We start from the raw sequence: 15,053 nt of genomic DNA, 5'->3' as shown, positions 1-15,053 counted from the left end.
TCCAATCCATCGAATTTAATCAAATAAATTGAGATAAAACAAATCCCCCTTTTCCGTAAGAAAGGGGGATTTTTTGATGCGTCAGAAACCATTGCCTTGGTCGCAGGGCTATACATTGTCATGTCTGGAACTTTTGTATGCTATGCACCTGTTGGTGTATTTTAATCTCAACCCAATGACATCCTGTAATTTATTCTTGTATATTCCAAACTTTTATTTGTCAGGACAGGTACAAATGCTGTCAATCTATGGCACTTGTTTTCATATCCTATATTTTGAAAGCGATTGCTAATTGAATACTCGAATCGAACCGATATGTTAGTACAGACAACCCCGGGTTGACAAACAACGTCCCACTCCGTAACATCGGGACAACACGAAAACAATGGATATAAAGGCGGTGGGAACGATGCCGGAATGGACTTCTTTTTGTTACGAAGGCAACGATCTTGGCTTAACATATACTCGTGCTGCAAGTACTTTTAAATTGTGGGCACCTACGGCACAACGGGTTTATATATTGGTTTTTGAAGATGAAGGGCATTACAACGATAGTGGTAAAGTACAAGATCATGAGAATGGGCAGGAACATACTCTGACGCGCGATACGTACGGAATATGGAGTCTGAAGCTCAGCGGTGATTGGGCAGGACATTATTATATGTACCGAATTATCCATGATGATCAGCGGATTGAAGTCGTTGTTGATCCTTACGCGAGAGCGGTAACGGCTAATGGGCAACGAACGGCTATTATAGATCCTGAGACCACCAATCCGGTCGATTGGGACCTGGATGTCAAACCTGCTTTCCTGCGTCCTGTCGATGCCGTGTTATATGAGTTACATGTCCGTGATTTCTCCTCAGACCCACATGCAGATATTCCGTATAAGGGAAAATATCTGGCATTCACGGCATCCGGCCTGACGGATCAAGCTGGCAATAGTATTGGTGTAGACCATCTTGCCGAACTGGGAGTCACTCATGTACATCTTCTGCCTGTGGCGGATTATCAGACGGTGAATGAACTCGCTACAGCGGATGTTGGTTCGAATGTCAAGGCACCATACAACTGGGGATATGACCCGCAACATTATAACGTTCCCGAAGGTTCCTACGCTACCGACCCTCGTGATCCGGCAGTTCGAATTAAAGAGCTCAAATCACTTGTACAATCGCTGCACAGACAAGGCATTCGCGTTGTATTTGATGTTGTCTATAATCATACGTACAGCGTGGAAGAAGGGCCGTTTGAACGGATTGTACCAGGCTATTATTACCGTTATCGGGAGGATGGCACCCTCAGTGATGGTTCCGGTGTAGGCAATGAATTGGCGACTGAGCGTCCGATGGTGCGAAAATATATTGTGGATTCTCTCCGATATTGGGCAGAAGAATATCATGTGGACGGATTTCGATTTGACCTTATGGCTCTGATTGATACGGAAACGATGAATGAGTTGACACGCGAATTGCGGGAGCATATCGATCCGGCATTTCTGATCTATGGGGAACCTTGGACGGGTGGAGATTCACCTTTGGACCGCAAAACATTAAAAGGAACCCAGCGAGGTCAGGGATTTGCAGTATTTAATGATCATTTTCGCAGCGCAATCAAGGGCGATAGTGATGGCAGTGGCAGAGGGTTTGTCACGGGTGCCGGAGGGCAGGAATATGAGATTCTCAGAGGATTGGCAGGAGCACTGGATGATTTCACATCTTCACCTGTGGAGGTTGTCAATTATGTAACTGCTCATGACAATCTCAATCTGTGGGATAAAATTGCGACAACAATGAACCTTAGGCATGAATTAGGATTTCCCGTATGGAAGGACGGACAGCCCGTGGGTGGTGGGAGTGCTGAGTCCGCTGTAAAAGCAGCAGATCCTTATCGGTATGTGGATGCAGATGATGTTTTGGATCACGAGATGGTTCGTCGCTCGTTACTGTCTTCCGGTATTTTGCTTACTTCTCAGGGAATTCCGTTTCTGCATTCAGGGGATGAGATGCTCAGATCCAAAGCCGGTGATCATAACAGTTATCGGAGCGGGGATGCGGTGAACGCCATCACATGGGCCAATAAATCACGGTTCAGACCGGTGTTCGACTACTATCGTGGTCTTATTCACCTGCGTCGCACACATCCCGCTTTTCGTATGATTGATGCTGAACAGGTACGAAATCACCTTCGTATAATTCGTGCGGATGGCAATGTGGTTGCCTTTATACTTCAGGATGGTGCGAATCAGGACACCTGGAATCAGATTATGGTCATCTATAACGGAACGGAACATGAGCAGCATGTGGACCTGGGGGAAGGGGACTGGCATGTCGTAGTCAATGATCATCAGGCAGGTACAGATCTGATCGAAACTGTTCGTGGTACTGTGCAGATAGAACGATGGTCATTAATGGTACTGTATGACACAGAGCGAGCTGGAGGCGCTGAACCATCAACAGTGGAGATTAGTTTTCCTCGCCAGGTATATAGTCCTAAGGAGTCCACTCAACTACGAGCGATCGTACGGGACAGCATTGGCAATGTGGTGGAAAAAGCTCCAGTTACCTGGACTTCTTCTGATCCAGATATTCTTCAGATCCAGCCTGATGGAACAATCCATGCACTGGAACGAGGGGAAGCTTTGATTACAGTCCACTGTGGGGACATAACGGCAAGCTGTATGTTACAAGTGGATTATCGTCATGCTGAACGAATCGAAATTGTGGGCGAACCAGTCATGTACATGACTCGAATCAGTCGCTTCCGTGCCTTGGCCCTTGATCAATTTGGTCAGCCGCTTCAGGATTCGAATGTACGCTGGAGCTCTTCTCATCCAGAACTTGCAGCGGTAAGTGCAGCAGGGATCGTACGTGCGATGACACCTGGAGTAACCCATATTATTGCTGAAGCTGGAGGAATTCGGGCAACGCTTGCCGTGACGATTCATAAACAGATTTCGCGAACGGTCACGCTTCGATACGAACGGGAAGACCAGCATTATGAAGGTTGGGATGTCTGGGTGTGGGGCACAGGTATGGAGGACGGAGCAGTACGGCTGGAACAAGTCGGAAATGCCGCCGAAGCCCGTTTCCGGGTTGCTCCGGGTCTGCATCACCTGGGATTGATCATTCGATTGAACGAATGGGAAGCTAAAGATACGTGCGGAGACCGTTACGTGGACATTGTACCTGAAGACGGGGATGTACACATTATTGTCCGTAGCGGATCAGACGAGATGCAGATCATTCGTGAAAGCGAAAAAACAGAGGATCGTAATAGCGCATAGTTTCTTTATGTATAACGTCGAATGTAGTTCGTCAAAACCTTGATAAATCAGCAGTTGGAAGAGATTCCGACTGCTTTTTTGCTCTGATTAGAAGCCGCATAACTTGCCAAAAAATAATTAATTGTCCTGTTTCGTGTTTGAGATCCTCTATCATTGGGGTAAATATAGATATGGCCCACGATTCGGCCAAAGGAAAAAAGACCATTATGGTCTATGAGATAAGCCTCAGTGCTTTCCAACAAATATAATGTAGTGATCCCTTGAAGGAGGATGTTCAATCATGAAATCCAACGGAAAAATGGCTCAACTTACAGCAACGCCAAGAACGGAAAAGAAAGGTGCAGCACTGCGCCTGTTAAGACAAGGCGGACGAGTTCCCGCAGTCGTTTACGGCCCGGGACTTGAAGGTGCTTCAATACATGTAGATGAAAAAGAAATGCTGAAAGTGGCACGCACAGGCCGCTCCGAAATGTTCAACCTGAATCTTGAGGGCGGTAGAACGCTTCCGGTGCTGATCAAGGATCAGCAAGAGCGTAATGGACGTTTGCTGCACGTAGACTTCCTGCAAATTTCCAAGAACAAGCCAATCAGCGTAAGTGTATCGATCGACTTCCAGGGTACAGCGGCTGGCTCGAAAGCTGGCGGTGTATTCCAGACACAGGAGACACAGCTGGAAGTAGAAGGATTGCCTGCGGATCTGCCAACATCCATTGAGGTGGATGTCAGTGGATTGGACATTGGTGATCGCTTGACTGCTGCGGACATCAAACTGGATAAAGGTTTGACACTTGTAACATCACCTGAGTCCATCATCGCTTCTGTCATGCCGCCACAAGCGGCTGAGGAAGAGCCAACGGCCTCTGCTGAGGAAGCTGAGTCGGCAGCTGAAGAAAAAGCTACAGAAGAATAAGCCAAGCTACGGGATCTTGCCAGATCTCATGCTTAACCAAAGCCCAGTCCTCGTGACTGGGCTTTTTTTATTTTCCGAGCAAGAGAGTTCAATAGGCACATTGTTCGCATGAAAAATGAGAATGTACTACAATACTGTTAAAGGGTAAGAAAGTAGGTTTAATTCAATGTTTGATCCAACGGTGTATGACAATCTGAAAGTCGGGTTCGAGAATTATCTCTATGATATGGATAACCTGGATGAACGTATTCAGATTACGGGGCGTAAGGATCGGCTGGAGATGGCAGTGATGTCCAGAGAATTCACATTACAATTCTGTCTCAGGGATCGCCCGGAAGTAACAGGGGAAGTTGTATTAAGCAGTTCCCTTGAGGAGCTTGCAGCGGAGATCCTGGAGACGCCTGGTGCGAGTCCGGGTTGCCGCTTGGAGCTACGATTCAGTATGCTTGTGAAGGATCCTGAGAAGCAGTGCCCGGTTATTCGTCCGATATTACAGAAGAGCTGGCCTGAGCAGAGGATGTGCCAGAACATCCAATATATCTTTGATGAACAGCCAATCACATATAACCTTACGGCACACGTACATTTTGACCGCAGTGTGAATGAAGACCAGATGGGGGACATTCCTGAACTCTGTGAGCATATGGCAAATGTGATGAATCAATTATTACAGTTGCATAACTAGCAATTCCGAGAAAAGCCTTGTCTCTTTGGTGAGATTAGGGCTTTTTTTGTATTATTTTTAGAAAATTGTATAGGCTTTCAGGCTTAGGTTTAAGGTCTTTTGGGTTAATGTTTTACGCAAGCGAGTAAGAGAATGTATATTAAAAGGGGGTAAGAGTGCAATTGGACTATACAAAAATGGTGAAATTGCGAAAATAATATTGGGACTAAAGATTTAGTTCTGTACTAAAGGAACTAGTTTTCCTTGCCGATAAAATATCGAAGGGGAGAAACTACATGACAGAGAAATTAATTCGTCTGCTGCGTATACTTCAGGCTATACAAGCAAATCCTGGAATTTCGGCCAAGGAATTGGCGCTGAAATGCGGTACGACTGTACGCACGATTTATCGTGATCTCCGGATTTTGGATAGGGTCGCCCCGATTATGAATGAAGGATACGGCAAAGGGTACCGATTTATTGGTGAGTTTGCGATGTATCCGTTAGATTTTACTGAACAGGAAGCAATGGTTTTCTCCTTGCTCCCGTCCGTAGTTGATACCTCCAAGTTACCTGCTGAGTTTGATTCAGCGTTTGACAAGGTTATGTCGGCTCATACCAAATTAAAATCAAGAAACAGTGACATTGTAGAGAATATTGCGGGAATTATTCGGATGGGCACGCCAGCTTATCGTGAGGAAGGAAAAGACCCTAATTTGCTGATTCCCATTATCGAAGCTATTCTAAGCCAGCAAACCATTCGTACTCAATATCATACGCTGACAAGAAATGAGATCACAGTCCGGGATATCGATCCCTATTATCTCATTCCACGTGATCAACGTTTTTATTTGATTGGATACTGCCATTTGCTGCAAAAAGTTCGATTATTTCGGATCAGCCGTTTTTTGGATGTGACACGAACAAATGCCGGTTTCGACAAGGGTGATTTCAACATAACGCAGTACATGAAAAACACATGGTCTATTGACCGTGGAGACGAGCATATCCATTTCAAGGTAAGATTCTCTGAGAAAGTGGCCCCCTACATAAAAGAAGAAGAAATGTTTGTTCGCCCGCGAATGACGAATATGTCGGATGGGGGATTGTTATTTGAAGTGACACTGAATAGCAGCAGAGAATTTTTGAAATGGTTGTATCAATTTGGGCCCGAAGCAGAGGTACTTGAACCTCGTGAGTTTCGTAGAGAGATACGCAGGCAACTTGTCGAGTGGTTGGAACATTATGAAACCGATGTATCATTGTAAAAAATTTAATCATGGAGAAATACAGGAAAAGGAGCAGGTAATATGAGCACCAAATTATTCGCAGCTATGTATGGGATGGACCACTACCATGGAGTACAGGCTTTACATGTGGGGGATACCGTGTATCTCGTCAAAGATCCAGATAATCGTTTGGATTATCAAGCAATTAAGGTTGTTATTCCACCGATTGGAGCCGTAGGTTATATCGTTAATGATCCGCTGGTCGTACCTCATGGATGTTGGGTCGGGACGGCATTCTACGATGTGTTTCATCAACTAACGTGTGCCAAAGTACGATTCATGATGAGAGATATGGTGATTATGGAGTTAATTGAGATGAGTCACATTCCTGTTCCGCAGATGGATTCTTTGATTAAGGGATGGCAATTTCGTGAAAAAGCTTGATCATTGTAACAAAAGAAGGCTCATTTACGGATGAGCCTGGTATAGGTCGCTTCCAGATGCATGGCTGTTCTTGCCCAACTGAAATATGCCCTTGCGCTGTCCCGGCCAGCCTTTCCTAACTTCTCGGCAAAAGTGGGATTGCTTGCAAGTTTGTACAGGTAAGAGGTGAAACGTTGAGGGCGCTTATAAGCAGTGACAAGGTATCCATTGATACCTGATTCAATAATCTCACGAATACCTCCGTTATCCGAAGCAATAACGGGTAATCCTGAAGCCATCGCCTCAACATTAACCAGGCCAAAAGCTTCATGTTCTTGAGACGGACAGACCAGACAATCCACTGCCCGATACAACTGATCGATGTGCTCATGGTTTATCTGACCACGGAAGGAAACATGGACCTTTTGTTTTTGGGCAAGTTCGCGAAGTTTACGCATGTAATACGGAGGTCCTTTGCCTGCAACAACCAGTTGAACAGGCATCTGTTTCTGAAGGAGGGCAGTCGCACGAATTAATACGTCTACACCTTTTCCAGGGATCAGCCTGCCGACATACAGAATAGAGAATGGTTTCGTTACTCCAAATTGTGTACGCAGATGAATCTGTTCTTCGCTGGATTCAACAGGTCTGAAGCGGCTTAGATCTGCACCCAATGGAACAACACTCATTCGGTGTTTTACCAACGGAAATCTGCGGCCTAACCTTTGTCGCAGGGAATGACTGTTGACGGCAATCCAATCCGCTTTTTTCATTAATGTGAGTTTGGAAGGTCCGGGCTGAGCAAACGTTAATGAGTGAAGATAGAGTACAACGGGAGTGCGTGGAAAAGCTCGTTTGATGGTAGCCATACTTCGTGGCCTGTTATCCACTTGAATTACATCATAGGGTTGCTGGGATAACAAACGTATGACTGCTTTGGTGTACATGACAGGACTCGAAGCAGGGACACGTTGAATGGTGATCCCTTCGATCTGTTCTGTGGCGGCGAGACCTTTCATTTGACGACTTATAATGGTTACCTGATGGCGATGGGCTAGTTCACGAGCGATGCCCAGGATACAGATTTCCACGGAACCATTACCGGGCAAAGGCAATTTCTCGGGTGCAACCATAGCTATTTTCATGATCCGGCTCCTCCTTGTCCGACATCTGTAACAATCTTCGTCATATATCTTATGAGAAGTTAAAGCATTTGGCTCCTGCGAAAGGGTAGGTGAATCACCCATATAAGCGAGCAGGAATAATCTGCTGCTTGGCATTAAGCGAGATATTCAGCTTTTGTGATATACTGTACGGGAACAATTGAATTCGTTACATGTATAAAAGCAGGAGGAAAATAATGTTACATTCTACGCTGGGGCGCTTCCGGCTGATGTTGTGGTTGCAGGGCATTTCGTACGTGTTGTTACTTTTTGTTGCTTTTCCGTTGAGAGATGCAGGGATTATGCCGCAGGCTGTCACATGGTTTGGAAATCTGTACGGTTTTTTGTTTTTAATGTATTTGTTATTTATGGTGACTATGTACACCTCACAGAAATGGCGTCTGCGTCGTCCAATTGCTCTGTTCTTTGTTTCTTTCATTCCGCTGGGGAATATGATCTACGATGTTGTCGTATTCCGTAAGCTGTATCGTCAACTAAATAAAGCTTGACTTTATTTAACGTTATGAAATATGATGAGTACAGGTTAAACAACCCGTTCCAACTAAAACTACATATTCCTGTTAAAGGGGAGTAGCTTTTACAGTAAAGTCGTCAATTCGGGATCATATCCCCGGCTTTATTGGCAGCAATTTTGTTGTTAGCGAGACCTTTACCAAGTTTTCATGCTCGGTAAAGGTCTCTTTTTGTGGATATAAAAGGACCTTACCAGTGATGGTAAAGGTCCTTTTTTTTGTACATCATAAGAATATTAAGGAGGAGTCAATGTTGGATGTTTCATTATTATTAGAATATGGGTGGGTGCTTGCTGTCTTAGTGGTCCTTGAAGGATTACTCGCAGCAGATAATGCATTGGTACTCGCAATCATGGTTAAACACTTGCCTGAAGATAAGCGCAAAAAAGCGTTGTTCTATGGTCTGATGGGTGCATTTGTTTTCCGTTTAGGTTCGTTGTTCCTGATCTCTTTCCTCGTCGATGTATGGCAGGTGCAAGCGATCGGTGCCTTGTATCTCCTGTACATTTCGATTAACCATATCGTTAAAAAGATATTGGGTAGTCGCAATAAAACAGATGAAGCAGCTGATTCAACGCCGAAGAAACCGAAAAAACAATCCGGTTTCTGGATGACCGTTTTCAAAGTCGAAGTAGCGGATATCGCATTTGCAGTTGATTCCATTCTGGCTGCTGTTGCTTTGGCCGTGGCGTTGCCACCAAGTGGATTGCCTCCAATTGGCGGACTCGACGGTGGACAGTTTATCGTTATCTTCCTCGGTGGATTCATCGGGCTTGTGATCATGCGTTTTGCAGCCTCATACTTTGTAAAATTGCTTCATTCCCGTCCAGGACTTGAAGTTGCGGCATTTGTAATCGTAGGTTGGGTAGGGGTTAAGCTGGCCGTTATTACACTTGCACACCCTTCATTGGGTGTTCTGGATGAGCATTTCCCGGAAAATAAAATTTGGAAATTCGGATTCTATATTGTACTGATCACCATTGCGGTATGTGGTTGGTTCCTGTCTTCTAAAGTTCCTGAAAAAGAAGACGAAAATCCGGTTGAAGAGTTGGAAAAACAAGCAGGACTGTAATAATCATGTTACGCTAACAACATCATTATTATTTGGAAAACAGGAGATTGTCCTAGGACAATCTCCTGTTTTTGTTTACATATGCAATCTACACCATGGACCATTTTCCAAGAAAAGGGTTGACACATGAATTCTAGTCCCCTTAATATAAGACTAACATTAACGAAGGGAGGCCGAGAGACATGATGCTTGGTTATGATTTGATTCAAACAGGGCGCAACGTAGACACAATAGCATATCCGGCTCATCGTTTCATTGGCCTCATACGGTCGACATAGGGGATAGGCATATCGTTTAGCGGGTTTGATAATCGATATGCGTTCTTCGCTTATATTATAGCGATGGATGACAGACACACAGCATGTTTATGCTGCTCTGTTCTCCGTTATTGTCATTCAGTAGAAGTCATGGGCGATTAGCCTATGGCTTTTTTTAGTTTTATTTTACAGATGAATCAGCAAACCGAATTTGCTGAACGTACAGGAAGGAATAATACACTTTTATGAATACAGAATTTAATTTATTTACCAATCCAAACGAATTAACAGGAGCCTACCGGCATGAAGTAAAATTGCCTGCAGGTGATCTAACCGTATACGCGGCGCAACAACTCTTCTCCTCGCTTGATTACAAGGTGTTCGAGATGGCAAACAATAATCTGCAGATTCCGGGAATTTCTTATATGAGTTACACGCCAGACGTACACGTCGGTGTAGGTACCTGCATTGGAACGACAGCCGTGTGGGATGCGCAGAGCGGCTACGTATCTCCCTCCATTGTGGGCAGTGACATTGGCTGTGGCATGCGAGTGCATATGACGAACCTGCATAAGGACGAATTGAAAGACATCAAGCTCCGCCGCAAACTCGTCAAGGCCATTGAGAAAGTATTGCCGATGGAGGCGAACCAGCGAGGTCATTACTCGGATATCAGACTGGAGCATATCGTTTGTAAAGGACTGCATGGTTTACCCAAAAAGTATATTCCGGACAGCTATACACCGAAAAAATCAACCGCGATGACACATGTGGAAAGCAGCAAGTTCAGTTACGATGAGGATGTGTTAAACCACGTTCCTGATATGACGTGGCATCGTTCGCATCGTCAGCTCGGTACACTGGGTGGGGGGAATCATTTTGCCGAGATCCAGGCGATTGAGATCGCTGAAGAGAATCGTGAAATCGCCGAAGCTTGGGGATTGTACGATGGACAGATCGTGGTCATGATTCATTCCGGCTCTCGTGCATGGGGTGGGTATGTAAGTCAGACGAGTTCGTCAGCAATTGCCAAAGTCATGCAGCGGCTTAACCTGGGTACATCCGATCCCAGACTGGTATTTGCTCCACTGGAGCATGCGGAAGGTCGTCATTATGTGAACATGATGTATTCTGCATTGAATTACGCTGTTGTCAATCGTCACCTGATTGCGTATGCTATTCGCGAAGCATTCCGGGATGTGTTTGGCTCCAAATGTGAATTTCGTACGTTATACGATCTGATGCACAACTATGCTTGGGAGGAATCTCACGCAGACCAAGGTTCCGTTTTTGTGCATCGTAAAGGTGCGACACGTGCGTTGCCGGCAGGTCACCCGGACAATCCAAAGCCTTATCTGGCAACAGGGCATCCGGCGCTTATTCCCGGTTCCATGGGAACTGCTTCATATATCATGGTAGGTCAGCCGCAGGGTGCTGATAATTATTATTCAATATGTCACGGTGCGGGTCGTATCCGTTCACGGACGGCAACAAAACGATTGATTAGCGTGGAAGATTTTGCTACGGCACTGAGTGTGGGTACAGAAGATGAGATTGTGGTAAACCAACGCTCACTTGAATCCATTATTGATGAATCACCTCAGGCTTATAAAAATGTAGATGAAATTATAGACAGTGTTACCGGCGCAGGCCTGGCTCAAGTTGTAGCCAAATGCAAACCGCTTGTAGCGGTAAAGGGAGCGAAATAATGACAATAAACGAAAAACAAACAGATCCAACCCAGGCGATCTATACCTATGACGAACAACATGATACCCGAATTCGAGTGGAAGGGTACGCCATCTATTCAAGGCTGATTCGTGGAATCAGTGAGGCGCTCCATCAGCGCTATGGGGTTGAGTACAAGCTTTATGCCAGTTCTGACCCGAACAATGAATACTGGGAATTACTCCGGGAAGATCTGCAAAATGGCAGTGACGAAGTGGAGTTGGTAGCCCGCATATTCGAAGATTTGGAGCTTCAGACCTTGCATTACGACGATGATGGGGATGTACCCACTTATGGTGTGCATTACTCCATTCGAAACAATGTATTTGCCTATCCAAAATGGGGCGTTGCGCTCGTACGGGTTCCGTTTTTCCGAGAGAACGGGATATACAGTGAAGACTTTGTCTTTGCCATCGGTGATGAGGAGATGAAGCAATTTCTGGGAAGTGTCCGGGAACGGGAACGTCAGCAAAATATGAAAAAAGTGACGGTGTATACCGATGCTCGCAATGGCAGCGATCGTCATGTTGAATCCATTACTCGCTCCGTAGGAAGAGAGGATGTTGTTCTCTCGGCACAGATCAAGCAGGATATTTTCCGCTCGCTGGATCAGTTCTTCGAAGCAGATCGTTCCTTTTACAGAGATTACGATATCCCGTACAAACGGGGCATTCTATTGTATGGACATCCCGGAAACGGTAAGACCACATTGGTGAAATCTATTGCAGGAAGTATTCCGGGACCGGCTGCGTATTGGCAGATAACGGAGTATACCAACAGTGAATCGGTGCGTGAAGTGTTCGAGGCTGCCAAGCGGCTCGCACCGATGGTACTGATCATTGAGGACATCGATTCGATGCCGGATGAAGTCCGTTCCTTTTTCCTGAATACACTGGATGGAGCTACGTCCAAAGAAGGCATTTTCCTGATCGGGACAACGAACTATCCTGAGAAAATAGACCCTGGCCTCATGAACCGTGCTGGACGGTTTGACCGGGCTTACGAAATTCCGCTGCCAGATGAAGCGCTGCGCCTGCAATATTTGCGCCAGCGGGGCTTCACCATATTTGCTGGTGAAGAAGGAGCAATTGAAGCTGCTCGTCTGACCGACACGTTTTCACTTGCGCAGCTGGGTGAGTTGTATGTGAGCGTTGCGCTCGAATGGCATCAGAATGGACAGACAGACATTGTGAAAGTCATTCAGTCGATGCGTGGCGAGCTGGACAAGAGCCATAAACATACTTGGCTGGCGCAGCCAGGAAAGGGTCGTGCAGGCTTTTATTGATCAGATCTAACCCATCCATCCTATAATATGACGCAATTTTATAAATAATCCTACCTCAATTGGTGATACTAACCTTGTCTGCTCTAACATACAATGACTTTCGGGAGGTACATAACGCAGCCCTGAGCTGGTGAGATGCCGGAAAGTAACGCGATCTGTTTCATACCTGACTAAGGCTTGTTTTGCAGAGAAAGATGCATGGGGACAAAAGGTAATATGCAAAAATTTTTATGCCAATTGTTTAAATGCTTCTGTAGCGGTTAATAGTAGACAGACAACAACAAAAACTTTAATTAGAGGTGAATGATATGGGTTGGTTATGGTCATTAATTATCGGTGGTATCATTGGTTGGTTGGCAGGTTTGATCGTTGGTCGTGACATTCCAGGTGGTGTTATTGGTAACATCATTGCTGGTTTCATCGGTGGATGGTTAGGTGGAGTAATCTTGGGAGATATGGGTCCTGAGATGGGCGGATTCTACATTGTACCTGCATTGATCGGTGCGATCGTTCTTGTAGCCATCGTAAGCTTGATCTTCCGTTCGATGGGACGTAGTCGCGGGTAACTCATTCAAGATCAGTTCTTGAATAAAGTTGTCAGCTAAATTGCATTACCAAATGAATAAAACAAATTACCAATGAAGAGGTTGATTGAGAGCCATAATGATGGCTTTCAATCAACCTCTTGTTGTTTTAAAATATAAGAAGATATGCGTAATGCTATCTATATTCATACGTAGTTTAGATAAGAGGGGATGAACGGAATGGAAAAAGCTACATTCGCCGGCGGATGTTTCTGGTGTATGGTTACACCGTTTGAAGAACAACCGGGCATTCATGGCATTATATCAGGTTACGCTGGCGGCCACGTCGAGAATCCAACATATGAGCAGGTCAAAACCGGGGAGAGCGGTCATGTCGAAGTGGTTGAAATTACATTTGATCCAGATGTATTCCCTTATGAACGACTGCTGGAGCTATACTGGCCTCAGATTGACCCGACAGATAACGGAGGACAGTTCCAGGATCGGGGGACACAGTATCGTACGGCAATCTTTGTGCATAATGAACGTCAACGTGAGCTTGCTGAACAGTCCAAACAGGAACTGGCAACCAGCGGACGATTCACTCAACCGATCGTTACGGAAATTCGGGATGCCGTCGTGTTCTATCCGGCTGAAGACTATCATCAGGAATACCACAAGAAAAACGAGAAACATTATAAGGAAGACCGTGCGTTATCCGGACGGGACGAATTTATCGAGCAGAACTGGAAATAATGCATCAGATCAAATGAGAAGCCGGGAAAGTTCCAGTTGGAACTCGCCCGGCTTTTTGACTGTATGGCGGCTGAAATCAGCCATAATGGTTATCTGATTGTTCCCACCAGTATTTCTACGTCAATGGTAATCTTCGACAAGGAAGCTTGAATGCTCACCAGGGATGATCTCGACCGATGCCAGGAAAGTGGTGTCATATGAACGAGTGAATCCAGCATGTTTTCGGTGACGGGCAGCGTGTAGGTCAGCGGAATGCTGGCGATGAGATGATGATGTTTGCGGAATCGGTCCAGCGTAAGTTCCCGGCCGTTTGCTTGATCAGGTCGATTCAGGAACAGCATTTCTCTCAGTTCAATTAAATATCGTTCATGGGGGATGACTTTGATGATCCATCCCCCATCCTTCAGAATTCGTCCAAACTCTTCATAGTTGGAAGGAGAAAATATATTCAGGATGATGTCCAGCTGACCTTCTGCAAACGGACTGCATGCCAGATCGCCGACAAACCAAAGTTGCTGGTTGTAGGCAGAGGAAGCCATGGCAATGCCTTCTTTGGCAATATCGATGCCCCAGCCAACGGCTGGAGTATTCTGCGTAATCTGCTGCAGAAATGTTCCCTCTCCTGTGCCTGCATCCAGAATATGCACGGGATAGCTGATGTCAACGGAATAACGTGCGATCCACCTGCGTAGTACTTCGGTCAAAGGAGCATAAATACCGGTTCCCGATAAGATATTCCTTTTGGCTGTAAATAAACGTTTGTCATAGTTGCCCTTGAAAAAACGTGTCATGAAATTGATATAGCCTTGTCTTGCAAAATCAAAGCTATGCCTGGACACACATTGAATGCTCCCTGAGTTAATGGTTGCCATAGGGCTATGACAGATGGGACAGTTCAATATATGGATGTATGGATTAATAAGCGCAGCGCTGCGTTCTCTGCGATGGACTGACATGGAATAACACCCCATTCATTCAGATTTGGATAACTGAAGAAAAGGGCATAACAAATAAACCTCTGCACGAAATTCAAAAAAGAGGTTTATGGCTATGCCCCAAGTTATCTATATCGAATGAACTGAATAATCATAGGAAGGTTAAGCTCCTTTTGCCTATCAAGATTAGGGTGAAGCAAGAGAACGTTACTAGTATAACAGGATGAGAAGAAATGACAAGTAAGGGGAGCCAGGCGAATTTGAAATAAAAGAGCGCCCTGTCAACCG

At 45.4% G+C, this 15,053-nt stretch carries 13 protein-coding genes; 11 read left to right on the top strand and 2 right to left on the bottom strand.

Going from position 1 to position 15,053, the window contains the following annotated elements:
- Positions 1-409 precede the first annotated feature (409 nt).
- The 5 genes from pulA (at position 410) to F0220_RS23300 (ending at position 6,533) form a co-directional block, all read left to right on the top strand.
- A complete protein-coding gene (gene pulA / locus F0220_RS23320) occupies positions 410-3,286 on the top strand; it encodes a type I pullulanase (RefSeq protein WP_105601775.1) in 2,877 nt (958 codons plus the stop codon).
- Between the two features lie 280 nt (positions 3,287-3,566).
- Positions 3,567-4,196, top strand: coding sequence for a 50S ribosomal protein L25 (locus tag F0220_RS23315; protein WP_105601773.1), 630 nt, complete (start codon positions 3,567-3,569; stop codon positions 4,194-4,196).
- 166 nt (positions 4,197-4,362) lie between these two features.
- A complete protein-coding gene (locus tag F0220_RS23310; RefSeq protein ID WP_105601771.1) occupies positions 4,363-4,881 on the top strand; it encodes a hypothetical protein in 519 nt (172 codons plus the stop codon).
- A gap of 275 nt (positions 4,882-5,156) precedes the next feature.
- Positions 5,157-6,128 carry a helix-turn-helix transcriptional regulator gene (locus F0220_RS23305; protein WP_091020373.1) on the top strand — a complete coding sequence of 324 codons (972 nt, stop codon included), beginning with the start codon at positions 5,157-5,159 and terminating at the stop codon, positions 6,126-6,128.
- Positions 6,129-6,170: 42 nt separating this feature from the next.
- Positions 6,171-6,533 carry an HIRAN domain-containing protein gene (locus F0220_RS23300; RefSeq protein WP_091020372.1) on the top strand — a complete coding sequence of 121 codons (363 nt, stop codon included), beginning with the start codon at positions 6,171-6,173 and terminating at the stop codon, positions 6,531-6,533.
- 20 nt (positions 6,534-6,553) lie between these two features.
- Here F0220_RS23300 and F0220_RS23295 read toward each other — a convergent pair whose 3' ends face one another.
- Entirely contained in the window at positions 6,554-7,657 is a 1,104-nt protein-coding gene (locus tag F0220_RS23295; RefSeq protein WP_105601770.1) for a glycosyltransferase family 4 protein, read from the bottom strand.
- A gap of 215 nt (positions 7,658-7,872) precedes the next feature.
- Here F0220_RS23295 and F0220_RS23290 point away from each other — a divergent pair, with 215 nt between their 5' ends.
- The 6 genes from F0220_RS23290 (at position 7,873) to msrA (ending at position 13,830) form a co-directional block, all read left to right on the top strand.
- Positions 7,873-8,184, top strand: a complete 312-nt coding sequence (locus F0220_RS23290; RefSeq protein WP_179198676.1) for a DUF3817 domain-containing protein — start codon at positions 7,873-7,875, stop codon at positions 8,182-8,184.
- 274 nt (positions 8,185-8,458) lie between these two features.
- Positions 8,459-9,280, top strand: a complete 822-nt coding sequence (locus F0220_RS23285; RefSeq protein WP_082219174.1) for a TerC family protein — start codon at positions 8,459-8,461, stop codon at positions 9,278-9,280.
- Positions 9,281-9,782: 502 nt separating this feature from the next.
- Positions 9,783-11,246: an RtcB family protein gene (locus F0220_RS23280; protein ID WP_181155587.1), complete on the top strand. Its 1,464-nt coding sequence runs from the start codon at positions 9,783-9,785 to the stop codon at positions 11,244-11,246.
- Positions 11,246-12,550 (top strand): ATP-binding protein, encoded by a 1,305-nt coding sequence (locus F0220_RS23275; protein WP_091020366.1) that lies wholly within the window; start codon positions 11,246-11,248, stop codon positions 12,548-12,550. Before F0220_RS23280 ends, F0220_RS23275 begins: the two co-directional genes overlap by 1 nt.
- A gap of 308 nt (positions 12,551-12,858) precedes the next feature.
- Positions 12,859-13,116: a GlsB/YeaQ/YmgE family stress response membrane protein gene (locus F0220_RS23270; protein WP_017686880.1), complete on the top strand. Its 258-nt coding sequence runs from the start codon at positions 12,859-12,861 to the stop codon at positions 13,114-13,116.
- A 198-nt stretch (positions 13,117-13,314) separates the two neighbouring features.
- Complete coding sequence (gene msrA, locus F0220_RS23265) at positions 13,315-13,830, top strand: peptide-methionine (S)-S-oxide reductase MsrA (RefSeq protein WP_091020364.1); 516 nt, start codon at positions 13,315-13,317, stop codon at positions 13,828-13,830.
- Positions 13,831-13,919: 89 nt separating this feature from the next.
- On the opposite strand, the gene F0220_RS23260 is transcribed toward msrA, so the two are convergent.
- Entirely contained in the window at positions 13,920-14,786 is an 867-nt protein-coding gene (locus F0220_RS23260) for a putative RNA methyltransferase (protein WP_374954429.1), read from the bottom strand.
- Positions 14,787-15,053: the final 267 nt, after the last annotated feature.

This window comes from Paenibacillus sp. 37, assembly GCF_008386395.1.
GTDB classification, from domain to species: Bacteria; Bacillota; Bacilli; order Paenibacillales; family Paenibacillaceae; genus Paenibacillus; species Paenibacillus amylolyticus_B.
This window is presented reverse-complemented; position numbering and strand designations above follow the sequence as displayed.